Below are 25,675 nucleotides of genomic sequence, written 5' to 3' on the forward strand. Positions count from 1 at the left end.
TTAAAACAACGAATTTACCTTAGCTTCAGTTAGATAATAGATTCTAATGTACGCCTAAGCAGTTTTAAAAATGGTATCCTTATCAACCCTTTAAGAAACAAGAATTTATTCAAATATATGGTTTTGGAGGTCTCTTCAACTAGTTTAGAGTCAAAAAGATTACCATACGGATAGTTTTATCTGTAAAACCCTTGTCATATGCCAAGAGACAGGGGTTTTATAGCATAAATAAGATCTAAATTTGATTAACGGTACAGGAGGAGAACAATGGATATAACAAAAAAAGAAAAAATGGATGTACTGTTAAAACAACTGCAGATGTCGGAAGATCAGTTAGTCTATTTTAAAGATAGCTACTTAAATAAATTGGAAATAGTAAAACATACAAAAACATGGCATTTTCACATTTGTACGAAAAAAGTGTTACCCTGTGAAGTTTATCAGCTGTTTAAACATCGCTTGCAAACATGCTTTCAAAAGATTGCGAATATTGATGTTTCGATTGAAACGACAGAAAAGACTTGTGATGAAGCTAATACGTTAAAATATTGGCAGGATTTCATTCATTCGGCTGCACAATTATCACCGGCATATAAGGACATGGTGTTAAACCAGACCCCAGAAGTTGACGGTAATAATATTATGTTAACTGCAAGAAATGAAGCAGAAGCATTAGCAGTTAAAAAACGCTTAGAAGAATCATTTAAACATTTCTGTGTAAAAGCGGGTTTGCCTAGATATGTAATTAAAATTGACGTTAGAACAGAGATCGAGGCTTTACAACGGTTTAAGCAACAAACAGCAGTTGAAGATCAGAAAATCGTTCAAAGGACAGTGCAAGAAAAAGAAAAACGCGATCAAACGAAACTCCAATCTGATAACAAGCCGGTCATGTTAGGCTATAAAATACAGGATGAGCCAATTCATATGGAAGAAATCATCGAAGAAGAACGCAGGGTAACCGTGCAAGGGTATATTTTTTCTGTTGACATACGTGAGTTGCGTTCGGGAAGAAGCTTGCTGATTGCTAAAGTAACCGATTATACCGACTCTCTCCAAATCAAGATGTTCTCAAAAGGAGATGAAGACAGAGAAAAATTTAAAGCTGTCAAAGAAGGGATATGGATTAAAGCCCGAGGCAGCATCCAAACAGATATGTATTCCAATGAATTAGTAATGATGGCAAATGACATACAAGAAATCAGAGTCGAGCCACGTAAAGATACAGCACCAGAGGACGAGAAAAGAGTGGAATTACATGCACATACGACGATGAGTCAAATGGATGCAGTTGTTTCACCAACCAATCTAATCGCACAAGCTGCTAAATGGGGACATCAAGCAGTAGCTATAACTGATCACGCTGGTGTTCAAGGCTTTCCGGAAGCACATCATGCAGGGGAAAAACATGGAATTAAAGTGCTGTATGGAGTAGAGGCGAATTTAGTTGATGATGGTGTACCAATTGCCTACAACGAACATGATATTGATTTAGCCACAGGTACATATATTGTCTTTGACGTTGAAACGACAGGTTTATCGGCTGTGTATGACACAATAATTGAGCTGGCGGCCGTAAAAATTCACCAAGGTGAAATTATTGATCGATTTGAGTCTTTTGCCAACCCACACCATCCATTATCCCAAACAACCATTGACCTTACCGGAATTACCGACGAGATGGTACAAGATGCTCCAGAAGTAGATGATGTATTACGAGACTTTCGAAATTGGATGGAAGATGGTATTTTAGTTGCGCACAATGCCAGTTTTGATATGGGATTTTTAAACCAAGGCTTACAAAAAATCGGGTATGATAAATCGGAAAATGCTGTCATTGATACATTAGAACTAGCCAGGTTTCTTTTCCCTCAGTTAAAAAATCACCGTTTAAATACATTGTGTAAACATTTGGACATTGAACTAACGCAGCATCACCGAGCTATTTATGACGCAGAGGCAACGGGATATTTATTGTGGAAGCTTGTGCAAGAATTGTTAAAAAAAGATATTACAAATCACAATCAATTGAACAATCATATGGGTGAAGGAAATGCGTATCAACGCTCCAGACCGTTTCATTGTACATTAATTGCGAAGACAGAAGAAGGGCTTAAAAACATTTATAAACTAGTGTCCTATGCCCATATTGATTATTTCTACCGTGTACCGAGATTACCTAGATCACTATTACAAAAATATCGTCATGGTATATTAGTAGGTTCCGCATGTGACCAAGGTGAAGTCTTTGAAACAATGATGCAAAAATCAGAAGATGAAGCGGAAAACGTGGCACAATTCTATGATTATATTGAAGTGCAACCACCGGCAAATTATGCCCATTTAATTGAAAAAGATTTGGTGCAAAATGAAGCACAAATACTAGATATTATTAAGAAACTAGTAAAATTAGGAGAAAGAATTGGCAAACGTGTAGTAGCAACCGGTAATGTTCATTATTTAGATGAACAAGATCAAATTTATCGGCAAATTCTCATTGCCTCTCAAGCAGGAAATCCGTTAAATCGGGTTACATTACCGCAAACACCTTTTCGTACTACCAATGAGATGCTAAACGAATTTCAATTTTTAGGAGAAAAGAAAGCAAAAGAAATTGTGATCACAAACACGAATTTAATTGCCGATGAAATAGAAGAAATATCTCCAGTAAAGGATGGATTATTCACTCCAACGATTGAAGGAGCGGAAGAAGAAATAAGAGACCTTTGTTATACAAGAGCTAAAAAAATATACGGCGAACCGCTTCCGAAAATTGTTTCCGAACGATTAGAAAAAGAATTAAAGAGTATTATTGGACATGGTTTTAGTGTCATTTATCTTATTTCTCAAAAACTAGTGAAAAAATCATTGGAGGATGGGTATTTGGTTGGCTCTAGGGGCTCTGTTGGTTCATCATTTGTCGCAACGATGACCGAAATAACAGAGGTAAATCCTTTGCCACCGCATTATATTTGTAAAGAATGCCACTATCATGAATTTATTACGGATGGTTCTGTCGGAAGCGGGTTTGATCTTCCAGATAAGGACTGCCCAACATGTCAAACTCCATTAACAAAAGATGGACAAGACATCCCATTTGAAACTTTTTTAGGTTTTAAAGGAGATAAAGTACCAGATATTGATCTAAACTTTTCAGGTTCTTATCAACCGAGAGCCCATAATTATACAAAAGAACTGTTTGGAATTGATAATGTTTATCGTGCAGGAACGATTGGAACGATCGCTGAAAAGACGGCTTACGGCTATGTAAAGGGTTATGCGTCTGATAATCAGCTTGCCTTAAAAAATGCTGAAGTGGATCGATTAGTAAAAGGTTGTACAGGCGTAAAACGGACAACCGGGCAACACCCCGGTGGTATTATTGTTGTACCTGATGATAAGGAGATTTATGATTTTACGCCTATTCAATATCCGGCTGATGATCGAAATAGTGAGTGGCGAACGACTCATTTTGACTTCCACTCTATCCATGATAATTTATTGAAGTTAGATATTCTTGGCCACGATGATCCAACCGTAATACGAATGTTACAAGATCTAAGCGGAATTGATCCAAAGACGATCCCAACGGATGATCCGGATGTAATGACTATTTTTTCAGGAACAGAAGCGCTTGGGGTGACCCCGGAACAAATTAACTGTAAAACAGGGACATTGGGTGTTCCGGAATTTGGAACGAAATTTGTGCGGCAAATGCTTGAAGATACAAAGCCTAAAACATTTGCAGAACTTGTTATTATCTCTGGCTTATCACATGGTACAGATGTGTGGCTTGGTAATGCGCAAGAGTTGATTAATAATGGGATATGTGAATTGCCGGATGTTATCGGTTGTCGAGATGATATCATGGTTTACCTCATGCACAAAGGGCTTGAAGCTTCTTTAGCATTTAAAATTATGGAGTTTGTCCGTAAAGGTAAAGGGCTAAAAGATGAATGGATTACAGAAATGAAGAAACATAATGTGCCAGATTGGTATATTGAATCTTGTAAAAAGATTAAATATATGTTCCCGAAAGCTCACGCAGCTGCATACGTGTTAATGGCTGTGCGAATTGCTTATTTTAAAGTTCATTATCCAATCTATTTTTACGCAGCTTATTTTACAGTTCGAGCAGATGATTTTGAACTGGATACGATGATCCAAGGAGCCAATGCTATACGTAAGCGAATTGAAGCTATTACAGCAAAAGGAAATGACGCTTCACCAAAGGAAAAAAGTTTATTAACGGTGTTAGAGATTTCACTTGAAATGTGCGAAAGAGGTTTTTCATTTAACAAAGTGGATTTATATAAATCTAGTGCGACGGAGTTTATCGTCGATGGGGATTCCTTAATCCCACCATTTAATGCTGTTGATGGACTAGGCACAAATGCTGCGTTAAATATTGTCAAAGCTAGAGAAGAAGGAGAGTTTCTATCCAAGGAAGATCTGCGGGAAAGAAGTAAAATTTCTAAAACCGTATTGGAATATTTGGACAATCACGGCTGCTTAGAGGGAATGGCTGAGCAAAATCAACTATCCTTATTCTAGCCGGTTAGAAAATTGTTCGACTGCAGATATCTTTTTTGTAAAGTAGCTTTGTCCAGCTTATGACACTTTGCGCTTGGTTCTTCGAGGGGGCTTTACTCCTTCCCAAAGGGGTGAAGTCTCCTCGGCGGGTTTTAGCGTAGTTGGCTAATCGAGCGCTTGCGCTTTTGATCCTTGCAATGAAATAAACGATATGCTATACTTATTTTGGTAAGTTAACGATACGAACGTTTTAAAAGAGTGGGTGATCACCCACTCTTTCTTCATACTTTAGCTTGCAACGATGAATCCCTTGCCAAACCTCTAGGCAGGGGTTTTATATTGAAAAAAGGTGACAGCTTGTATGGTGGAATAGGGTTGGTTACCGGAATCATCCTAAAAATAAATTGAAACTTCATTCAGTAGGAGTTTTCTTCCATCTCCTACTGAATGTTAGTACCGCAAGGGCATGATCTAAAGATCCTTGAACAAATCGGGCATTTAGGTGCCGTTAACTACCGCTTAGACCCTTTGTATCAACTCAAGATCTTGAAGTGGGAGTCTTACGGCACCTTACATGCGGGATAAAGATGGATTGATTATTAAAACGATGGTATAACTGACAGTTTTGGTTAGGCGATAGCTCAGTAAAAAGGTAACCGGTTTTAAATCGAATCATTAGGGGAACTTCTTAAAGTTTGCTTTTCATAAAAAGCGATAGGCGGGAATTTTCCTTGCAGAAATGAAATAGGAGAAAATGGTTTATACTAGTAACTAAAACAGTTTAAAGGAGGATAAGCATTGAGCTCGAAAGTAGTTAAAACAACGGAAGAATTGGTTCTCCCTATTTTAGAACAAAAAAACCTTGAATTAGTAGACATTGAATATGTAAAAGAAGGAAAGAACTGGTTTCTCCGCGTTTATATTGATAAAGATGGCGGCGTGGATATCACAGAATGTGGTGAAGTATCAGAGCAATTAAGTGAACGGTTGGATGAAGCCGATCCGATTTCTGAAGCTTATTTCCTAGAGGTTTCTTCACCAGGCGTAGAGCGCCCTTTAAAAACGAAACGAGATATTGCTAATAGTATTAATCAATACATCCATGTTAAATTATACGAACCGATCAATGGTGAAAAAACGTATGAAGGTGAGTTAATCAATTATTCGGACGATGTGTTAACAGTCGAATATAGAGTGAAAACGCGTAAAAAAACAGTAGAAATTCCATTTGATAAGATAGCCAAAGCCAGATTGGCTGTAAAGTTCTGAAAAGGGGGAGAAAAAAGTGAGTACGCAGTTGTTCGATGCCATTGATAATTTAGCAAAAGAAAAAGGAATTGATAAGGAGATTCTATTGGAGGCCTTGGAAGCCGCGTTGATTTCAGCATACAAGAAAAATTTTAAATCAGCAACAAACGTTCGTGTTGAGCTTAATGAAGAAACAGGTAAGATGCGTGTCTTCTCCAGAAAAACAGTCGTAGAAGAAGTAGAAGATACACAACAAGAACTTTCAATAGATGAAGCAAAAGAAATTAACCCAAATTATGAAGTTGATGATATCGTTGAAGTGGAAGTAACTCCTAAGAATTTTGGACGAATCGCTGCTCAGGCTGCTAAACAAGTTGTCACACAGCGTGTAAGGGAAGCGGAGCGGGGGGTTATTTATTCGGAGTTTGCTGACCGTGAAGAAGATGTGATGACAGGAATCATTCAGCGAAAAGATCCGCGTTTTGTGTATGTTAACCTCGGTAAAATAGAAGCAAAGCTGGCTGAATCGGAACAGATGCCGACGGAAGAATACAACATTCACGATCGTATTAAAGTGTTTGTAACAAAAGTTGAAAACACAAGTAAGGGTCCGCAAATCTATATTTCAAGGTCACATCCAGGTTTATTGAAGCGACTATTTGAAATGGAAGTTCCTGAGATATATGATGGTATTGTAGAAATAAAATCCGTTGCCAGAGAAGCTGGAGATCGCTCGAAAATTTCTGTTTATGCAAGAGACCCAGAAATTGACCCGGTTGGCTCTTGCGTTGGGCAAAAAGGGCAACGTGTGCAAGCGATTGTTAATGAACTGAAAGGTGAAAAAATTGATATCGTGGAATGGTCGGATGATCCAACTATTTATGTATCTAACGCATTAAGCCCTTCAAAGGTTATTAAGGTATTGGTGAATGAAGAAGAAAAAGCAACAAAGGTCATTGTACCTGATTATCAATTATCGCTTGCAATTGGAAAACGTGGACAGAACGCACGTCTTGCCGCCAAGCTGACTGGTTGGAAAATAGACATAAAAAGTGAGTCTGAAGCGAAGGAAGAAGGATTGCTCGACGAAACTGACGAAGCCTATTCTGACAATGAAGAAAGTTTGTTTGAATAAGGAGGATAGGACACATGATAAAGAAGCGAAAAATTCCCACTCGTAGATGTGTCGTGACGAACGAAATGAAACCGAAAAAGGAATTAATCCGTATTGTTCGTAATAAAGAGGGAGAAGTGTTTGTGGATCCAACTGGTAAAAAAAATGGGAGAGGGGCTTACCTCTCAAAAGATATAGCAGTAATCGATCAAGCGGAAAAAACGAATGTGTTAAACAAACACTTAAATGCTACCGTTGATGCTGCCATTTTTACAGAACTCAGAGAACTGGTAGCAGGTGCAAATGATGAAAAATAACTATCTGAATATACTTGGTCTTGCTTTTAGAGCTGGCAAATGCACGCTTGGAGAAGAGGCCATTATTAAAGATATTCGTACCAATCGCGCAAAATTAATCTTATTAGCTAGCGACATTGGTCCACAAACGAAAAAAAAACTAACGGATAAATGTAAAACCTATGAAATACCATATGCCATAGTAGACGATAGAGAAACGTTATCGAAAGCTATTGGGAAAACCCAAAGAGTAGCAATTGCGATTTTAGATGCAGGGTTTGCTGTTAAGTTAAGGTCGTTACTCGGGGAATAAATTCGGGGGTGAACGTATGAGTAAAATGCGTGTATATGAATATGCAAAACAAAATAATATTTCAAGTAAAGCAGTAGTTGCATTTTTAAAAGAAAACAATGTTGATGTTACAAATCATATGTCAACTATTGCACAGAATGAGATAGCAAAGCTTGATGAACATTTTAAAAAAACGAAGCAAGAAGCAAAATCTACCGATGATTCAGCTTCAAAAACTGAAATTAAATCAAAATCAAATCTAAACCAGCGAACGAAAGCAAATCAAGCTACATCAAAAAAACGCCAATATAAACAGGACAAATCGAATAACAAACATCAAAAGCAACAAGGAAAGCCAGCGAAAGGTAAGAAAACGAAGGGAAATAATAAGATAGCAGCTAAAGAACCGGTAGAAAAGAAGGAAACTCCAAAGGAAATTAAGTATCACGGTACGCTAACGGTAAGCGAATTAGCTGATAAATTGAATAAGGATACATCAGAAATTATAAAAAAGCTAATGTTCCTTGGCGTAATGGCTACAAAAAATCAAGACTTAGATGATGATGCTATTGAGTTGATTTGTGCAGAATTCGGTGTAGAGGTTGAAAAAGAAATCATTCTTGAAGATACAGACTTAGATAAATATATCGCCGAGGATAAGCCGGAAGATTTGGTTGAAAGGCCTGCCGTTGTTACTATTATGGGGCATGTCGATCATGGAAAAACAACTTTGCTGGACTCTATCCGTCACACAAAAGTAACAGCAGGAGAAGCTGGTGGTATTACACAACATATAGGTGCTTACCAAGTTGAAAATGATGGCAAGAAAATCACTTTTCTAGATACTCCAGGTCACGCTGCGTTTACCAGCATGCGCTCACGTGGTGCGCAAGTTACGGACGTTGCAATACTTGTCGTTGCTGCTGATGATGGAGTGATGCCGCAAACTGTAGAAGCGATCAATCATGCAAAGGCTGCCGAAGTACCAATTATTGTAGCGGTTAACAAAATTGATAAAGAAACTGCTAACCCGAACAGAGTCATGCAGGAACTAACAGAATATGGACTAGTCCCTGAAGATTGGGGTGGGGATACCATTTTTGTAAACATCTCTGCTATCAAAGGAGAAGGTATTGACGAATTATTAGAAATGATTATACTTGTCTCGGAAGTTGAAGAATTAAAAGCAAATCCAAACAAGCCTGCTTTTGGTACGGTAATAGAGGCAGAACTTGATAAAGGAAGAGGTTCAGTAGCCACATTACTTGTGCAAAATGGTACACTTCATGTAAGTGATTCGATCGTTGTTGGAAGTACGTATGGTCGTGTTCGTGCAATGGTTAATGATATTGGTCAACGTGTAACAGAAGCTGGACCGTCAACTCCTGTGGAAATAACAGGGCTTAATGATGTACCGCAGGCTGGCGATCAATTCCTTGTGTTTAGAGATGAGAAAAAAGCTCGGCAAATTGGGGAAGCAAGACAACAAAAGCAAATCCAAGAAAACCGCAGTGAACAAACGAAAGTTAGTTTAGACGATTTGTTTGAACAAATTAAACAAGGCGATATGAAAGAAATTAATATTATTATTAAAGCAGATGTTCAAGGATCAGCCGAAGCACTTGCTTCTTCCTTGCAAAAAATCGAAGTAGAAGGCGTCAATATTAAAATTATCCACTCCGGTGTAGGTGCTATCACCGAATCAGATGTTATTTTAGCTGCTGCCTCCAACGCGGTAGTTATCGGCTTTAATGTGCGACCAGATGTCAATGCAAAAAAAGCAGCAGAACGTGAAAAGGTAGACGTCAGACTGCATCGCGTTATTTATAAAGCAATAGAAGAAGTTGAGTCAGCAATGAAAGGTTTGCTTGATCCGGAGTATGAAGAAAAAACCATCGGTCAAGCAGAAGTAAGAGAAACATTTAAAGTATCAAAAGTTGGTACCATAGCTGGTTGTTATGTAACAGACGGGAAAATTACCAGAAATTCCGGTGTACGTTTAATTCGTAATGGTGTTGTTCAATTTGAAGGCGAGATTGCAGCATTGAAACGCTTTAAGGATGATGTAAAAGAAGTAGCGCAAAATTATGAATGTGGAATTACGGTTAAAAACTTTAATGATATTAAAGAAGGAGATATCATCGAGGCGTTTGTCATGGAGGAAATTAAACGATAATGATCCTTTATGCCGAAGTAGAATGTATATTGTATGAGGGTCAGTCGTTAAAGCAAAAACGCTCCGTATTGAAGCGCCTTATAGCTAAGTTAAAAAAAGACTTCAATATAGCTGTAACGGAATTGGACTATCATGATTTATGGCAACGGACAAAGCTTGGTATCGTTACGATTTCAACGGAGCAAGTACATGCTGAACAAGTGATTCAGGGAGTAATGGATGTGATTGATTCATATACTGAACTTGAACGAACCATTACTAATGTGGAAAGAATCTAAATTACGACTCCCTTTAAATGCAGGAGTTCTATGATGAGGTGAAAGAAATGTCTCAATTAAGAGCTAACCGAGTAAGTGAACAAATGAAGAAAGAATTAGGAGAAATTTTAACTCGGAAAATTAAAGATCCTAGAGTTGGATTTGTAACAGTAACAGATGTAGAAGTTACTGGTGATTTGCAGCAGGCAAAGGTGTATATTTCGGTATTAGGTGACGAAAAACAAAAAAAAGATACGTTACTTGGCTTAGCCAAAGCAAAAGGATTCATTCGTTCAGAAATCGGGCAACGAATCCGTTTGCGCAAAACACCTGAGTTAACATTTGAATTTGATGAAGCATATGAGTATGGCAATCGAATTGAAACGATTCTTCGCGACTTAAAGAAGTAATCCTCTTGAATGTTTTTTGAAGGATCTATACTTGCCAGTCACCATTTCACGTGAATGGTTTGCTACAGTAGATAAAATCTGACCTCATAGTAAGGTCAGATTTTTCCTTCATCTGTTCATTAAAAAATGGAGGTTTTTTACATATGGATGGAATTTTGCCATTATGGAAGCCTAAAGGATTTACATCCCATGATTGTGTATACAAAGTGCGTAAATTATTTGGCACAAAAAAAGTTGGACATACAGGAACGCTGGATCCAGATGCAGAAGGTGTTTTACCGATTTGTATTGGTAAAGCAACGAAAATAGTGCCATTTTTAACAGATACCAAAAAGGTTTATAAAGCTGAGTTGAAATTAGGGATAGCTACAACGACAGAAGATGCATCAGGAGAGATTATTGCACAGAAAGCGGTAAGCAATGTTCCAACCGAAGATGAAATTAATACCGTATTTGCTAAGTTTACCGGAGAAATAGAACAGGTCCCCCCAATGTACTCTGCAGTGAAAGTAAAGGGAAAAAAGTTATACGAGTACGCAAGAAATAATGAAACTGTGGAACGGCCAATACGTCGTGTGAAAATATATGAACTAGTATTGCTGTCTCCGCCTGATCAAACAAATCATGCGTTAACTTTTCGGGTTAGTTGTTCAAAAGGAACGTATATACGTACACTATGCGTTGATATTGGAAAAGAGTTAGGATATCCGTCCCATATGTCTTTACTAATCAGAGAAGCCACAGGTGCATTTTCCCACAAAAATGCAGTAACATTTGCTACAATAGAAGAGGCTGTCAAGCGGAAGCAAGAAACAGAGCTACTATATCCTATTCAAGCTGGATTACCGCATTTGGATCAATACTTTGTTGACCAAGAGACAGCAAAAAAAGTGTTTCACGGGCAAAAACTACCACGTATAATGAACGTGAAGACGGATCCTTTTATAATGATGCATAAAAATGAAGCTGTAGCAATTTATAAAATACATCCCGATCAACCAGAATATATCAAACCAATCCGTGTATTTAGTAGATAAGAAAGTGTAGGTGAAAAAAGATGCGAACATTTCAGTTAACATATCCGCACACTCTCATGCTGGAAGATTTACCAGAAACAGTTACCGCTATTGGGTTTTTTGATGGTATACATAAAGGTCATCAGCACGTGATTAAAACTGCAGTGAAAGAAGCAAAACGAAGAAACATGGAAAGCGCAGTCATTACATTCTACCCACACCCTTCTGTTGTATTAAATAAAGCAGTTAAGCATGTTAAATATATTACCCCAATGCGAGAAAAACAGGAAATTTTAAAACGGCTTGATGTAGATAGACTATATGTTATTACGTTTAATACTGAACTAGCAGCTTTATCAGCCCAAGGGTTTATTGATCATTTTATCAAGGGTCTGCATATAAAGCATCTCGTTGCTGGATTTGATTTTTCCTATGGTCATAAAGGAAAGGGAAATATGAATACGATTGTTACTCATGCAGGAGGGGCATTCACCTATACAAAAGTAGAGAAAGTAGAATGCAATAATGAAAAAATCAGTTCTACTAAAATTCGGCAATTGCTTCGTATAGGAGAAATAGAAGAAGCAAATCAATTGCTTGGAAGACCATTGCTTGTTGATGGAATCGTTATAAAGGGTGCACAGCGTGGAAAGCAATTGGGTTACCCAACAGCTAATATCAATACTAATCCTGAAGCACTGTTACCGAGACCTGGTGTTTACGCGGTGAAAGCGATTTATAAGCAAGAAAAATATGAAGGGATGGCAAGTCTTGGATTTAATCCAACCTTTGAAACAGAAATGGATGAACCGATTCTAGAAGTAAATATTTTTGACTATAATCATGAGCTTTATGGGGAAGAACTATTAATTGAGTTTCATAGATTTATTCGAAATGAAAAGAAATTTCCCGGGAAAAATGAGTTAATTGACCAAATAAAAAAAGATGAAAAAGAAATCCGTGCGTTTTTTTCTCGATAAACTTAATTCCAGCACTTGCATTTTTGGCAAAAGAAGTGTAACATAAAAAAAGTCGAACCACCGCTTGGCAAAACGTAACTCCGGCGTTTGCTAGGGGAGTGGGGATGTCAAATTGTAAAATTAGGAGGTGAGCCAGAATGGCTATTACACAAGAGCGTAAGAAAGAAATCATTAATGATTTTAAAATTCATGACACGGATACTGGTTCTCCAGAGGTGCAAATTGCTGTACTTACGGAAGAAATCAATACTCTAAATGAACATTTACGCGTACACAAAAAAGACCACCATTCGCGTCGTGGACTATTGAAAATGGTAGGTAAGCGTCGTAATTTATTGAACTATCTTCGTAAAAAAGACGTTACTCGTTATCGTGAATTGATTAATAAGCTAGGTCTACGCAGATAAGTAAAAAAGCAGGAGAAATCCTGCTTTTTTATAGTCTAAGAAAGTATATCCGTTTCTACATGGTGGACTTCTTTTTCAAAAGTAGGTTCGTCCAGTTTTTGTGCTCTAGCTGTAAACAAACTTCGACCTTCTTCCTACGACAAGTCAACATTGCTTCGAATCTAGAGGAAGGCCGACTAAAAGCGGACTTGCCGCTCAGGCGTCGGCATACTACTGTTTTAGAGGCATATGTTTTCTTTAACTCGTCAGAAGTTCTTTCGTAAGCCGCTTAAACGAGTGCTTAAGCTTTTGTTCGTTCTACGTTAAGAGAGTAAAGACTATCCTATGAGATAAGAAAAGCAATTAGACAATACATACAATTACAGTGATGGTACAAGCTAAGTTTACTTCACATATGGAAGCATTTGTAACAAATTTTCTAAGTTTTACGTATAAGTGCAACTAGAAGGTTAATTTTAGGCTTTTTGCTTTCTTCGTCTATATAGAACAGGCTATACTTTTCTTACAGATTTTCCACGTATATAATAGAAAACGTAGGATGGTTGTATAAATAGGGTATATGTATATTAAATTTAGTAAACCCTTTTATTATCTACATAAAATTTACAATCATGCTTATTCATTCTAAAATATAAGGTATAATGTTTTTGAAAGGAGTACTTGAACTAATGGCAGAAGACAAACATCAATTCTCTACACAAATCGCCGGAAAGAAATTTATTGTTGAAACCGGAGAATTAGCAAAGCAAGCAAATGGCGCTTGTATGATTCACTATGGAGATACCGTTGTGTTATCTGTAGCAACAGCGTCTAATGAACCTAAAGATCTTCCTTTTTTTCCGCTAACGGTTAACTATGAGGAACGTCTCTATGCAGTCGGAAAAATTCCAGGAGGATTTATCAAGCGAGAAGGAAGACCTAGTGAAAAAGCAATTCTTTCTTCACGCTTAATCGATCGCCCTATTCGTCCTTTATTTCCTGATGGGTATCGAAATGAAGTACAAGTGATCAGTACAGTTATGAGTGTTGATCAGGATTGTTCTTCAGAAATAGCAGCAATGATTGGCTCTTCTATCGCTCTGTGCATCTCAGACATTCCATTTTCGGAACCAATAGCAGGGGTTCATGTTGGACGAGTAAATGGCGAATTTGTCATTAACCCAACAGTGGAACAAGAAGAACAAAGTGATATTGATTTAACTGTAGCCGGAACGAAAGATGCGATCAATATGGTCGAAGCAGGCGCAAATGAAGTTCCAGAGGAAGTAATGTTAGAGGCAATTATGTTTGGGCACAAGGAGATCATTCGTTTAGTTGAGTTTCAAGAAGAAATTATTCGAGCGACTGGTGTTGAGAAGCAACAACCCGTTTTATTTGAAATTGATCAAGACTTAGCAGAAAAAGTAGAAGCACAAGCAAAAGAAAAATTGCTTCAAGCAATTCAAGTTAAAGAAAAGCTGGCACGTGAGGAAGCTATTGAAGCTGTAAAAGAAGAAGTGCTCGCATTGTACGACGAAGAGGAAGAAGAAGTTAAACAAGTAAAAGCAGTACTTGATAATATGGTAAAAGAAGAAGTACGAAGATTAATTACGAAAGAAAAAATTCGTCCAGATGGTCGTAAAATCGATGAGATACGTCCACTTTCTTCACGAATTAATGTATTACCTAGAGCACATGGATCTGGTTTGTTTACACGTGGACAAACGCAAGCCTTAAGCGTATGTACACTCGGAGCATTAGGTGATGTACAAATTCTTGATGGACTTGATTTAGAAGAATCTAAACGCTTTATGCACCATTACAATTTTCCAGCATACAGTGTAGGTGAAACTGGCCCAATGCGTGGACCTGGTCGACGCGAAATTGGACATGGTGCATTAGGAGAACGGGCATTAGAAAAAGTAATTCCTTCTGAAAAAGAGTTTCCATATACCATTCGGCTTGTATCAGAAGTCTTGGAGTCTAATGGTTCCACGTCACAAGCAAGTATTTGCGCAAGCACACTTGCAATGATGGATGCAGGAGTTCCAATTAAGGAACCAGTTGCCGGGATTGCCATGGGTCTTGTAAAATCGGGGGAAGATTATACGATTCTTACCGATATTCAAGGGATGGAAGATGCACTAGGTGATATGGATTTTAAAGTGGCAGGTACCGCAAAAGGTGTAACGGCATTACAAATGGATATAAAAATTGATGGATTGTCTAAACAAATTCTAGAAGAAGCACTGCATCAAGCCAAAAAAGGTCGTATGCAAATTCTTGATTCAATGCTCGCTACAATCTCCAAACCAAAAGAAGAGCTTTCGGAATATGCGCCAAAAATTTTAACCATGCAAATTAACCCAGAAAAGATTCGTGATGTTATTGGGCCTAGCGGAAAGCAAATCAATAAAATCATTGATGAAACTGGTGTAAAAATCGATATTGAACAAGATGGAAATATCTTTATCTCTTCAACAGATGAAAAAATGAATGAAAAAGCGAAACACATTATTGAGGATTTAGTAAGAGAAGTAGAAGTTGGTCAAATGTATCTTGGAAAAGTAAAGCGGATTGAAAAATTCGGTGCTTTTGTTGAATTGTTTAAAGGAAAAGATGGGCTTGTTCATATTTCTGAATTAGCAGAGGAAAGAACAAATAAAGTAGAAGACGTTGTTTCTATTGGTGACGAAATTCTAGTAAAAGTAAAAGAAATTGATCAACATGGAAGGATAAATTTGTCCAGAAAAGCAGTATTAAAAGAAGAACGTGAACGAAAAGAAGCATCAAAGCCAAAATCATAAAAAACAAGAAGCTGGCATCCCAGTTTCTTTTTTATTATCTAAGAAAGTATATTCGTTTCTATATTGTAGATAACTTTTTTGAAAATTAATATCGCCTAGTTTAGCGATCATGCTGCTAGCAAACTTCGCTCTTCTTCCTATGGTGAGTCAACATCGGTTCGAACCTAAGGAAAGCCAACTAAAAGCGGACTGCCGCTCAGGCGTCGGCATACCTCTGTTGCAGGGCATGTTTTCTCCGACAGAACTTCTCTAGTTTGTACATCGCTAAACGGAGCACTTGCTTTTATTCTTTATGAAAAGCAAAAGCACTGGAATAAAGATGAATACGCCCATTTATTCCAATTAATAAAATTAAACATATACGATTATAATTCCATATTGATTATTCTGTAAAAAAGCGGTTTCCAGTAAATAATAGCTTTTCCGTCTGCGCTATTGGTTAACTTACTCCCTTTTTAAGTATAAAAATCGCTATGATGGATAGCATACCTTGTCCTCTTTCATCATATATGTAGTAATGAGGGGGGGGGGGATACGTGTGCACCGTTATCGGCATTTAATACATTTTATCGTTTTTATCACACTTGTAGTATTGACGTTTGATATAAATAGAAATGTAATTACACCAATGGATACGACTAATATTATGGAAACAATAAATAGAGAAGATTCACTATATAAGGAGATTGAAACAAAAGCAAAACAGTATGAAGAGGCACCACAAGATGCATATATTGACCGGGTATGGAAAAAAACGCCGGGTCGTAATGGCCGAATCGTTAATATAGATAAATCCTATGAAAAGATGAAAAAAGCAGGGGTATTTAAAGAGACTTTATTAGTCTATGATGAAGTTCCACCGAAAACAGGCTTAAAGGATTTGCCGCCTTCACCAATATATCGTGGGCATCCGGAAAAAAATATGGTAGCATTTCTTATTAATGTTTCATGGGGAGAAGCATATGTTCCTGAACTATTATCAATTTTAAAAAAGCATCATGTAAAGGCAACTTTTTTCATTGAAGGAAAATGGGCGAAAAATAATGCTGAATTAGTAAAAATGATTCACGAACAAGGCCATTTGATCGGAAATCATGCTTATAATCATCCCGATATGTCTAGGTTATCCAATCAAAATATGATGGAACAGATTGTACAAACAAATGATATCATTAAAGCTATTATCGGAACCACCCCAAAGTGGTTTGCTCCTCCTAGCGGTAGCTACAACGATCATGTTGTCCAAATTGGTCATCAATTAAACATGGAAACAGTCCTTTGGACCGTTGATACGATTGATTGGAAGAATCCTTCTATTTCTGTTATGCTTAACCGGGTAAATGAAAAGCTTCATCCGGGTGCAACTATCTTAATGCACCCAACAGAAGCAACAGCGCGTGGTTTAGATCAATTGATTACATCTATCAAAGATAAAAAATTTAAAATAAATACGATTGAAAAGCTGGTTGATACCCAAAGATAATCATGTTATTTTGATAACATTAGGAGGATTTATAGTGATAGAAAAACATATATGTAAAAATGGTTTACGGATTGTTTTGGAACGAATTCCCGCAGTTCGATCCGTGACAATTGGAATTTGGGTACTAACAGGTTCTCGTAATGAAACAGACGAAGAAAATGGCATTTCTCATTTTCTAGAGCATATGTTTTTTAAAGGAACAAAGACACGCTCTGCTCAGGATATTGCAGAGCAATTTGATGCTATTGGTGGACATGTAAATGCATTTACATCAAAAGAATATACATGCTTTTACGCAAAAGTCGTGGATACACATAAAGAAGCAGCTTTAGAAATATTAGCAGATATGTTTTTTAACTCTACCTTTGATGAAGTCGAAATGGAAAGGGAAAAAAAAGTAGTTTACGAAGAAATTAAAATGTACGAGGATACCCCTGACGACCTTGTCCATGATTTATTAGCAAGAGCTGCTTATGGAAAACATCCGCTTGGATTGCCTATTTTAGGGACAGAAGAGCATTTAGGAGCATTTACTAAAGAAAGATTAAGGAAGTATATGCATACTAGATATCATCCTGAGAATGTTGTCGTATCGGTAGCGGGAAATGTAGACGCTACTTTTATAAAAATGGTGGAAGATTACTTTGGGAGCTATCATTATGCTTCTACTCCTAGAACTATTACGGAACCCACATTTTTAAGTAAACGAATAGAGCGTTATAAGGACACCGAACAAGCTCATTTATGCTTAGGATATAATGGGTTACCCATAAATGATGAATATATTTATAGCTTGATTATTATGAACAATGTGCTTGGTGGGAGTATGAGTTCTCGACTGTTTCAGGATGTTAGGGAAAAACAGGGCTTAGCTTATTCCGTATTTTCCTATCATTCTTCATTTATGGATAGTGGGTTATTAACGATTTATGCAGGAACAGGCAAAGATCAATTAGAGAAATTAATTGATGTGATTCAAACAACAATTGATGATTTTATATTTAATGGTTTAACCGATCGAGAACTTGAAAATAGTAAAGAACAGCTAAAAGGGAGTTTATTATTAAGCTCCGAAAGTACAAATAGTCGGATGAGCAGAAACGGAAAAAATGAATTAATTCTAAAAGAACATCTTAGTTTAGATGAAATGGTAGAACTTATTGATGCAGTTAATCATTCATCCATACAGCATGTAATGGACATAGTATTTAAACAAGCACCTTCGATTGCATTAATTTCATCCGACTCTAAATAAGTGGTTAAAGAGATCAAACAAACCTATAACTTATTTGTAGAACCTATGGAAACATAGGTTTTTTTTAATTGCATATACATAGTAAAAAGAGAATGGGGGGTAGGCTTACTTGCGCTATAAGGAAATTAGTCGAAAAGAGATTGTCAATGTAAATGAAGGTTCAAGATTAGGAGTATTGGGGCAAACAGATTTAGAAATAAATGAAATGACCGGACAAATTGAATCATTTATTATTCCAAATTATAAATGGTTTGGTTTAAAAAAAGAAGCGGAAGAAACAAAAATTCGTTGGAGTGCGATTAAAAAGATTGGCGAGGATATGATAATAATCGATACGAAATAAGACTATCCAATTACGGTATAAAATAGCAGTGCTAGCTAGTACCTCCCTATTGGGTACTAGCTTTTTTCGTGTCTATACAAGTGTATACATAGTGAATATCTTTTACGAAAAGCTAGCTTGGGTTGTAAAGCTTAAGCGCTCGAGCGTCTAGCAAACTTCGATCTCCTTCCTACGATAAGTCAACATCGGCTCGAACCTAAATGAACACAGACTAAAAACGGGTGCCGCTCAGGCGTCGGCATACCCCTGTTGCAGGGCATGTTTCCTTTATCCCGAATGGATGGAGCTGTATTTCTTGCCTTTGAAAAATCCGCTTAAGATTTCATGAACTTTTATGACAGAAGCAGCTCCTAAATGCCCATTCGTTCAGGCAACAGGACAAGAAAAGCTCCTTGTATGAAGTTTCACTTTATCTCGTCAGATGTGCTCCAGTTTGTACGTTGCTAACCGGTCACTTGGCGACAAGCCAAGTTTTTCTAATGTTTAGAGAGCATATAAAATAATTGTTCCTGTCTTACTTCCATAAACAACGATGTCAATCGTCGTAAAATTGATTAATACTAGCTGAGTTTTCTTAAAACATAATCACTATCTTGTAATTAGCACATAAGCTATAAAGAAGTGTGATTCAATTTGGTACGTTTGGAGGGTGTTCACAAGTATGAAGCAAACAATTGCAGTTATTGGCGGAGATGCGCGTTATTTGGAATTAATTAGACAACTTCAAGCATCAGCAGATATAACTATTATACTTGTCGGTTTCGATAAGTTGGAGCAGGGGTTTACAGGTTTAAAACAAGTTACTATTCATGAGATTGATTCAAGGAATTTAGATGCTGTTATTTTACCAATTACAGGAACTGACATGGAAGGGCGTGTCGAACCGGTTTTTTCCGAAAAACCAATTTATCTTCCGATGGATTGGTTTCAAAAGCTTCGCAAATCCACGATTGTTTTTACTGGGATAACAAATGATTATTTAACAAAAGTGACGAAGAAGGCAAATATTAAACTAGTTCCATTATTAGATAGAGATGATGTTGCGATATATAACTCGATACCAACTGCAGAAGGCACGATTATGATGGCAATCGAACATACTGATTTCACGATTCATTCTTCACATGTTATGGTGGTTGGATTTGGTCGAGTAGGAAATACCGTAGCAAATAAATTCGCTGCATTGGGTGCAAAAGTGTCAGTTAGTGCAACTAGAGTGAAGGATTTAGCTCGAATTACTGAAATGGGGTTAACTGCCGTACCGCTCCAGCAGTTAGCACAGCATATGGAAAATTGTGATCTTTTAATTAATACGATTCCTGCACAAGTCATTGGAAAGGAAGAGTTAAAACATCTCCCATCACATGCCGTCATTATTGATCTAGCTTCTCGACCGGGAGGAACAGATTTCCAATATGCGAAGCAGCGTGGAATTAAAGCCATATTGGCTAAAAGTCTGCCGGGGATTGTAGCACCTAAAACAGCTGGAAAAATATTGGCAGATGTTATTAAACAACAATTAACTGTTATTTGATAAAAGATAACTTTTAAATATATCAATAGGAGGGTAATAAAATGAGTTTAGTAGGTAAACGAATCGGTTTTGGTTTGACGGGATCTCATTGTACGTATGATCAGGTTTTTCCACAAATGGAGCGTTTAATGGTGCTTGGAGCAGAAGTGGTTCCAGTAGTAACTTATACTGTACGAACAACTGACACGAAATTCGGAGATGCTCAAGATCATCTGGATAAAATTAAAGCCATAACAGGAAAAGAAATTATCACGACGATGCCTGAAGCAGAGCCATTAGGACCTAAAATGCCATTAGATTGTATGGTTGTTGCACCATTAACTGGAAATTCTTTAAGTAAGCTCGCGAATGCTTTAACTGACTCTCCTGTATTAATGGCGGCAAAAGCAACGATGCGGAATCAACGCCCAGTTGTAGTGGGCATCTCAACAAATGATGCACTTGGCTTAAATGGGGTAAACGTAATGAGGCTGATGGCTAGTAAATTCATTTATTTTATTCCATTTGGTCAAGACGATCCGTATAACAAGCCAAACTCACTTGTAGCTAAAATGGAGTTATTACCAGAAACTGTAGAATCGGCATTAAATTTTAAACAACTTCAGCCTGTTATTGTTCCTCACGAAGGCTAAACTATGGTAAAATTATAAGCTAGAAGTCTAATAAACTTGTTTTTTGAAGGGAGCAATCGGTAATGTCACAAAAATCAGCTTATAATGTAGCTGTCGTTGGAGCAACAGGTGCAGTTGGGCAAAAAATAATCGAGTTATTAGAAGAAAAAGATTTTCCAATAGATCAATTAAAGTTGTTGTCTTCAAAGCGATCAGCAGGTACGAAGAAAAAGTTTAAGCAACAGGAAGTCATTGTTGAGGAAGCAGTTCCAGAGAGTTTTACCGGAGTGGATATTGCTCTATTTTCAGCTGGAGGTTCCGTATCCAAAAAATTAGCTCCAGAGGCTGTAAAGCGTGGAGCAGTAGTTATTGATAATACAAGCGCCTATCGGATGGATGATTCTGTTCCATTGGTCGTTCCTGAAGTAAACAAAGCTGACTTAAAGCAGCATCAAGGAATTATTGCCAATCCGAACTGTTCAACGACCCAAATGGTAGCTGCTTTAAAGCCGCTTAAAGACGCTTTCGGCTTAAAACGCATCATTGTTTCTACCTATCAAGCTGTGTCCGGGGCTGGTAATGAAGCATGTGATGAGTTAACGAAGCAATCTCAGGATCATCTATCAGGGAAAGAGCTTCATGCAGAGCTTCTTCCAGTTAAAGGAGATAAAAAGCATTTTCCAATTGCATTTAATGCGCTGCCGCAAATTGATGTATTTCAAGATAATGGCTATACGTTTGAGGAAATGAAAATGATTAATGAGACCAAAAAAATCATGCACGCTTCTGAGTTGCCTGTAGCAGCAACTTGTGTAAGGCTTCCATTTTTCACTTCTCATGCGGAAAGTGTTTATATTGAAGTAGAAAAGGAAAATGTTACAGTGGAAGATTTATGGAAACAATTGGAGGGAGCTGACGGTCTTGTTTTACAAGATAACCCTTCGGAACAGCTATACCCTACACCATTAACTGCCGCTGGAAAGGAAGAAGTATTTGTCGGTAGGGTTCGAAAAGATTTAGATCATAAAAACGGTTTCCATTTATGGATTGTATCGGATAATTTATTAAAAGGCGCAGCTTGGAATACAGTTCAAATCGCTCAAGAATTAATTCAAAACAATTGGTTGCAACGATAGAGGTGTACGTATGGAAATACTCGTTCAAAAATTCGGCGGTACTTCTGTTCAGTCCGAAAAAAATCGAGAACATGTTATTAAACATATTAAAGATGCATTAGTAAAAGAATATAAATTAGTAGTTGTCGTTTCTGCTTTAGGGCGAAAACCAGACCCCTATGCAACTGATACACTGCTTGGACTTGTTGGCTTTCCGGCGAATAAAAATACGCCACGAGAATTGGATATGCTTATGTCCTGCGGTGAAATTATTTCATCGGTTGTTTTGTCCAATGAATTACAAAAGCATCATATTACTGCGACAGCTTTAACTGGCGCACATGCTGGTTTTATTACGACGGATGATTTCACTCAAGCAAAAATCAAAGAAGTAAAACCAGACCGAATTTTAAAAGAATTAGAAACCCATGATGTGGTAGTTGTTGCGGGATTTCAAGGGGTAACAGAAGCTGGTGATATAACAACGATTGGCAGAGGTGGCAGTGATACAACAGCAGCAGCATTAGGGGTCGCTTTAGCAGCTGAACGTATTGAAATATTTACCGATGTAAATGGGATTATGACCGCCGACCCGCGCGTTGTGGAAACGGCGAGACCTCTAGATGTAGTTACGTATTCGGAAATTTGTAATTTAGCATATCAAGGAGCTAAGGTGATTCATCCGCGCGCCGTAGAAATTGCCATGCAAGGAAAAATTCCGATGCGTGTAAGGTCAACATATTCGAAGGATGCAGGAACACTTGTTACTTCTTCCCGTGTGGAAGGGATGGATATAACAGATCGTTTAATTACAGGAATAGCACATATAGACTCCATTACGCAAATTCGGGTACAAACAAAAGAAGCAGAGTTTGGTATACAATCAGATGTGTTTAAGGCAATGGCAGAGGCAGGAATATCGGTTGATTTTATTACTATCTCACCAACCGAAGTGATCTATACTGTTCCGGATATTTATACAGAAAAGGCCGTACACATATTAGAAACACTAGGTTTTCACCCACAAATCACCGAAAATTGTGCTAAAGTTTCAGCGGTAGGGGCAGGAATGACTGGAGTTCCCGGTGTTGCCGCTAAAATCGTGCAAGCACTAACTGATGCAAATGTACAAATTCTTCAATCCGCAGACAGTCATACGACGATTTGGGTTCTAGTGCATGAAAAAGACTTAAAAATGGCTGTAAATGCATTACACGAAGCATTTGATTTAAGTCATGTGTAGAATTTTTAAAGAACAGAGAATAGAAAAAAGGTGATAAGGAATGAATTTTGGTCGAGTTTTAACCGCAATGGTTACACCATTTGATCATAAGGGCAACATTGATTATGACCAAACTAACGTACTCATTGAGCATTTGTTGAATAACGGAACAGATGGTTTAGTTGTTGCAGGTACAACAGGAGAGTCACCAACCTTAACAGCTGAGGAAAAGATTAGTCTCTTTCGTCATGTCGTAAAAACAGTGGATAAACGAGTTCCTGTGATAGCGGGAACAGGAGGCAATAATACAAAAACTTCTATTGCTTTAACGAAAGAAGCAGAACGTTGTGATGTTGATGCAATTATGCTCGTTACACCTTATTATAATAAGCCGAATCAACGCAGTTTATATGAACATTTTAAGGTGATTGCAGAGGAAACGACTCGTCCAGTAATGCTTTACAATATCCCCGGCAGATCCGTCGTAAATATAACTGCTGAAACAACGATCGCATTAAGCAAAATCGGTAATATTGTTTCCATTAAAGAGGCGAGTGGAGACCTTGATCAAATTGCAGAGATTGTTGAACGTACAGATGATGATTTTTCCGTTTATAGTGGCGATGACAGTATGACATTGCCTATTTTATCAATTGGCGGTACCGGTGTTGTGTCTGTTGCCTCACATATAGTAGGAAATGAAATGAAGCAAATGGTAAACCTGTTTTATGATGGGAAGACACAACAAGCAGCTCAATTCCATCGTAAGCTCTTACCTGTAATGAAAGGATTGTTCAAAGCTCCATCACCATCTCCTGTAAAAGCAGCCTTACGCATAAAAGGAATGGATGTCGGAGGATTACGTTTACCACTTTTAGATTTAACACCGGAGGAGCGAGATGAATTAACTGTAATCATTGAAAATATCGGTAAGTAAAGCCGGTATTTTCTTTTTTTGCGCTCTAATAAAGATTGAAGCTTAGCGAGTTAAATAATTTTAAGCGTACATATATGAATGAGGTAACTTTTTTTATTACAAGCTTGTCGTTAGCCAAGTTTTCTTCTATTTATCCCGCATGTAAGGTGCCGTAAGATTCCCACATCAAGATCTTGAGTTGATACAAAGGGTCTAAGGTAGTTAACGGCACCTAAATGCCCGATTCGTTCAGCTAACATTTCTTGGGAAAGGCATTCCAAGAAATGAAGTTTCACTTTATTTGCATGGCTATATTTATTTACGTCCATACTAAGAAAAGAATATCTTATGAGGAGAGTGTACGTAAATGAATAATAATGAGCCAGAGAAGCAAGAGGAACAAGGTCAAGAGAATAATCCTTCTGCGTTAGTGCAAAAAATCCAACAGCTGGGGCAAACAAACGTACCACAGGTACCAGATTCAAATATTCATGTACTATCCATTATTGGGCAAGTAGAAGGTCATATTCAGTTACCTCCACAAAATAAAACGACCAAATATGAGCATTTATTGCCCCAATTAATTGCCATTGAACAAAATCCCAAAATAGAGGGACTGGTTATTTTACTAAATACAGTTGGTGGTGATGTAGAAGCAGGTTTAGCGTTATCAGAAATGATCGCATCTATTTCTAAGCCAACGGTCTCTATCGTACTTGGAGGAGGGCATTCTATTGGTGTACCAATTGCTGTAGCTGCCGATTATTCCTTTATTGCGCCAACAGCAACGATGACCATACATCCTATTCGCTTAACAGGGTTAGTAATTGGTGTTCCACAAACATTTGAATATTTGGATGAAATGCAAAACCGGGTAGTTGATTTTGTAGTTAAACATTCCCATATTTCGGAGAAAAAATTTAAAGACCTCATGTTTGCCAAAGGAAACTTAACACGTGATATTGGGACAAATGTGGTCGGAAAAGCTGCAGTAGAATATGGTTTGATCGATGGAGTAGGCGGTGTGAAAGAGGCGATGAAAAAAGTCAATGAAATGATTAAGGATAATGGAATGCAACAAGAGCAGGTGATTCAATGATGATTTTATATACTCCACTTGCGAATGAAGATATATTTCCGGCTGATCAAGGTTTCGGAAATCGTCAAGTTGTATCCTACAATGGAAAATCGATGTATTGTGAAAAAAAAACAGATGGAACCTATGAAATCCTTCAGTTGTTATCTACAGATCCACAGGATTTTTTAAATCAGCAATTTTCACCAGGGACGATTATCTCTAAAGACAGATAACCATTAATACTATCCCCTTAACTAATAGAGTGGAGGAGAGTTGCATCTTATGAAGCGGCTTCCACTCTATTTTAACGTTCAGCTGATAAAAAGATGTTCAAAGGCCGGTACTCGCTACTCGAACTACACCGCAATCAAACTTCGGCGTACAGGACATGCTAGTATCTACACCTTAGTTGACCTTGATCCTTTTATTCTCTATTTAAACAATCTAGTAGTTATTCTAGCTGTAGCTACGAGCAACTTTACTTATGTAAAGCAAGTCAATTACCATGTCTATGTGATATACTAGAATTATGCTGTAGGCTGTTTTTAACAGGGGCAATTCATTGTGCGCGATACATAAAATGTTTGGTAAAAAACTATTGAT

Annotated in this window: 22 protein-coding genes; all 22 read left to right on the forward strand. The window is 37.5% G+C overall.

Going from position 1 to position 25,675, the window contains the following annotated elements; all coding sequences use genetic code 11:
- Positions 1-267 precede the first annotated feature (267 nt).
- The 22 genes from BN1066_RS16030 to BN1066_RS16135 all read left to right on the forward strand — a co-directional run bounded on the left by BN1066_RS16030 (position 268) and on the right by BN1066_RS16135 (position 25,305).
- Positions 268-4,554 (forward strand): PolC-type DNA polymerase III, encoded by a 4,287-nt coding sequence (locus tag BN1066_RS16030; protein ID WP_077320452.1) that lies wholly within the window; start codon positions 268-270, stop codon positions 4,552-4,554.
- Between the two features lie 777 nt (positions 4,555-5,331).
- Positions 5,332-5,802, forward strand: a complete 471-nt coding sequence (gene rimP, locus BN1066_RS16035) for a ribosome maturation factor RimP (protein WP_077320453.1) — start codon at positions 5,332-5,334, stop codon at positions 5,800-5,802.
- 16 nt (positions 5,803-5,818) lie between these two features.
- On the forward strand, positions 5,819-6,916 hold the full coding sequence (gene nusA / locus BN1066_RS16040; RefSeq protein ID WP_077320454.1) for a transcription termination factor NusA: 1,098 nt from the start codon (positions 5,819-5,821) through the stop codon (positions 6,914-6,916).
- Between the two features lie 14 nt (positions 6,917-6,930).
- On the forward strand, positions 6,931-7,212 hold the full coding sequence (gene rnpM / locus BN1066_RS16045; protein WP_077320455.1) for an RNase P modulator RnpM: 282 nt from the start codon (positions 6,931-6,933) through the stop codon (positions 7,210-7,212).
- Complete coding sequence (locus tag BN1066_RS16050) at positions 7,202-7,504, forward strand: L7Ae/L30e/S12e/Gadd45 family ribosomal protein (RefSeq protein WP_077320456.1); 303 nt, start codon at positions 7,202-7,204, stop codon at positions 7,502-7,504. Before rnpM ends, BN1066_RS16050 begins: the two co-directional genes overlap by 11 nt.
- Before the next feature lie 16 nt (positions 7,505-7,520).
- On the forward strand, positions 7,521-9,659 hold the full coding sequence (gene infB, locus BN1066_RS16055; protein ID WP_077320457.1) for a translation initiation factor IF-2: 2,139 nt from the start codon (positions 7,521-7,523) through the stop codon (positions 9,657-9,659).
- On the forward strand, positions 9,659-9,937 hold the full coding sequence (locus BN1066_RS16060; protein ID WP_077320458.1) for a DUF503 domain-containing protein: 279 nt from the start codon (positions 9,659-9,661) through the stop codon (positions 9,935-9,937). The genes infB and BN1066_RS16060 overlap by 1 nt, the downstream gene beginning before the upstream one ends.
- A 47-nt stretch (positions 9,938-9,984) precedes the next feature.
- Positions 9,985-10,326: a 30S ribosome-binding factor RbfA gene (gene rbfA / locus BN1066_RS16065; protein WP_077321517.1), complete on the forward strand. Its 342-nt coding sequence runs from the start codon at positions 9,985-9,987 to the stop codon at positions 10,324-10,326.
- A 143-nt stretch (positions 10,327-10,469) separates the two neighbouring features.
- Entirely contained in the window at positions 10,470-11,363 is an 894-nt protein-coding gene (truB, locus tag BN1066_RS16070; RefSeq protein ID WP_077320459.1) for a tRNA pseudouridine(55) synthase TruB, read from the forward strand.
- Between the two features lie 20 nt (positions 11,364-11,383).
- Positions 11,384-12,322, forward strand: coding sequence for a riboflavin biosynthesis protein RibF (ribF, locus tag BN1066_RS16075; RefSeq protein ID WP_077320460.1), 939 nt, complete (start codon positions 11,384-11,386; stop codon positions 12,320-12,322).
- Positions 12,323-12,459: 137 nt separating this feature from the next.
- Complete coding sequence (rpsO, locus tag BN1066_RS16080) at positions 12,460-12,729, forward strand: 30S ribosomal protein S15 (protein ID WP_077320461.1); 270 nt, start codon at positions 12,460-12,462, stop codon at positions 12,727-12,729.
- A gap of 668 nt (positions 12,730-13,397) precedes the next feature.
- Positions 13,398-15,515, forward strand: coding sequence for a polyribonucleotide nucleotidyltransferase (locus BN1066_RS16085; protein WP_077320462.1), 2,118 nt, complete (start codon positions 13,398-13,400; stop codon positions 15,513-15,515).
- Positions 15,516-16,053: 538 nt separating this feature from the next.
- Positions 16,054-16,998, forward strand: coding sequence for a polysaccharide deacetylase family protein (locus BN1066_RS16090; RefSeq protein ID WP_077320463.1), 945 nt, complete (start codon positions 16,054-16,056; stop codon positions 16,996-16,998).
- Positions 16,999-17,032: 34 nt separating this feature from the next.
- The gene (locus BN1066_RS16095; RefSeq protein ID WP_077320464.1) at positions 17,033-18,253 is read left to right on the forward strand and encodes a M16 family metallopeptidase; all 1,221 of its coding nucleotides are present in this window, start codon (positions 17,033-17,035) and stop codon (positions 18,251-18,253) included.
- Positions 18,254-18,362: 109 nt separating this feature from the next.
- Complete coding sequence (locus tag BN1066_RS16100; protein ID WP_077320465.1) at positions 18,363-18,596, forward strand: YlmC/YmxH family sporulation protein; 234 nt, start codon at positions 18,363-18,365, stop codon at positions 18,594-18,596.
- A 661-nt stretch (positions 18,597-19,257) separates the two neighbouring features.
- On the forward strand, positions 19,258-20,130 hold the full coding sequence (dpaA, locus tag BN1066_RS16105; RefSeq protein WP_077320466.1) for a dipicolinic acid synthetase subunit A: 873 nt from the start codon (positions 19,258-19,260) through the stop codon (positions 20,128-20,130).
- A 41-nt stretch (positions 20,131-20,171) separates the two neighbouring features.
- Positions 20,172-20,762: a dipicolinate synthase subunit B gene (gene dpaB, locus BN1066_RS16110; RefSeq protein WP_077320467.1), complete on the forward strand. Its 591-nt coding sequence runs from the start codon at positions 20,172-20,174 to the stop codon at positions 20,760-20,762.
- Positions 20,763-20,824: 62 nt separating this feature from the next.
- A complete protein-coding gene (gene asd, locus BN1066_RS16115) occupies positions 20,825-21,877 on the forward strand; it encodes an aspartate-semialdehyde dehydrogenase (protein ID WP_077320468.1) in 1,053 nt (350 codons plus the stop codon).
- Positions 21,878-21,887: 10 nt separating this feature from the next.
- Positions 21,888-23,099 carry an aspartate kinase gene (gene dapG, locus BN1066_RS16120; protein WP_077320469.1) on the forward strand — a complete coding sequence of 404 codons (1,212 nt, stop codon included), beginning with the start codon at positions 21,888-21,890 and terminating at the stop codon, positions 23,097-23,099.
- Between the two features lie 40 nt (positions 23,100-23,139).
- Positions 23,140-24,015 (forward strand): 4-hydroxy-tetrahydrodipicolinate synthase, encoded by an 876-nt coding sequence (gene dapA, locus BN1066_RS16125; RefSeq protein WP_077320470.1) that lies wholly within the window; start codon positions 23,140-23,142, stop codon positions 24,013-24,015.
- Between the two features lie 346 nt (positions 24,016-24,361).
- Positions 24,362-25,093 carry a ClpP family protease gene (locus tag BN1066_RS16130; protein ID WP_077320471.1) on the forward strand — a complete coding sequence of 244 codons (732 nt, stop codon included), beginning with the start codon at positions 24,362-24,364 and terminating at the stop codon, positions 25,091-25,093.
- Entirely contained in the window at positions 25,090-25,305 is a 216-nt protein-coding gene (locus BN1066_RS16135) for a YlzJ-like family protein (RefSeq protein ID WP_342745618.1), read from the forward strand. The genes BN1066_RS16130 and BN1066_RS16135 overlap by 4 nt, the downstream gene beginning before the upstream one ends.
- Positions 25,306-25,675: the final 370 nt, after the last annotated feature.

The sequence above is a fragment of the Virgibacillus proomii genome (assembly GCF_900162615.1).
In the GTDB taxonomy this organism is placed as follows: domain Bacteria; phylum Bacillota; class Bacilli; order Bacillales; family Amphibacillaceae; genus Virgibacillus; species Virgibacillus proomii.

Bases quoted from the DNA above. Each gene is read 5' to 3' on its own strand.
- BN1066_RS16030 (WP_077320452.1), top strand. From the start codon at position 268: ATGGATATAACAAAAAAAGAAAAAATGGATGTACTGTTAAAACAACTG.
- rnpM (WP_077320455.1), top strand. From the start codon at position 6,931: ATGATAAAGAAGCGAAAAATTCCCACTCGTAGATGTGTCGTGACGAAC.
- BN1066_RS16050 (WP_077320456.1), top strand. From the start codon at position 7,202: ATGAAAAATAACTATCTGAATATACTTGGTCTTGCTTTTAGAGCTGGC.
- infB (WP_077320457.1), top strand. From the start codon at position 7,521: ATGAGTAAAATGCGTGTATATGAATATGCAAAACAAAATAATATTTCA.
- BN1066_RS16060 (WP_077320458.1), top strand. From the start codon at position 9,659: ATGATCCTTTATGCCGAAGTAGAATGTATATTGTATGAGGGTCAGTCG.
- rbfA (WP_077321517.1), top strand. From the start codon at position 9,985: ATGTCTCAATTAAGAGCTAACCGAGTAAGTGAACAAATGAAGAAAGAA.
- truB (WP_077320459.1), top strand. From the start codon at position 10,470: ATGGATGGAATTTTGCCATTATGGAAGCCTAAAGGATTTACATCCCAT.
- ribF (WP_077320460.1), top strand. From the start codon at position 11,384: ATGCGAACATTTCAGTTAACATATCCGCACACTCTCATGCTGGAAGAT.
- rpsO (WP_077320461.1), top strand. From the start codon at position 12,460: ATGGCTATTACACAAGAGCGTAAGAAAGAAATCATTAATGATTTTAAA.
- BN1066_RS16085 (WP_077320462.1), top strand. From the start codon at position 13,398: ATGGCAGAAGACAAACATCAATTCTCTACACAAATCGCCGGAAAGAAA.
- dpaA (WP_077320466.1), top strand. From the start codon at position 19,258: ATGAAGCAAACAATTGCAGTTATTGGCGGAGATGCGCGTTATTTGGAA.
- dpaB (WP_077320467.1), top strand. From the start codon at position 20,172: ATGAGTTTAGTAGGTAAACGAATCGGTTTTGGTTTGACGGGATCTCAT.
- asd (WP_077320468.1), top strand. From the start codon at position 20,825: ATGTCACAAAAATCAGCTTATAATGTAGCTGTCGTTGGAGCAACAGGT.
- dapG (WP_077320469.1), top strand. From the start codon at position 21,888: ATGGAAATACTCGTTCAAAAATTCGGCGGTACTTCTGTTCAGTCCGAA.
- dapA (WP_077320470.1), top strand. From the start codon at position 23,140: ATGAATTTTGGTCGAGTTTTAACCGCAATGGTTACACCATTTGATCAT.
- BN1066_RS16130 (WP_077320471.1), top strand. From the start codon at position 24,362: ATGAATAATAATGAGCCAGAGAAGCAAGAGGAACAAGGTCAAGAGAAT.
- BN1066_RS16135 (WP_342745618.1), top strand. From the start codon at position 25,090: ATGATGATTTTATATACTCCACTTGCGAATGAAGATATATTTCCGGCT.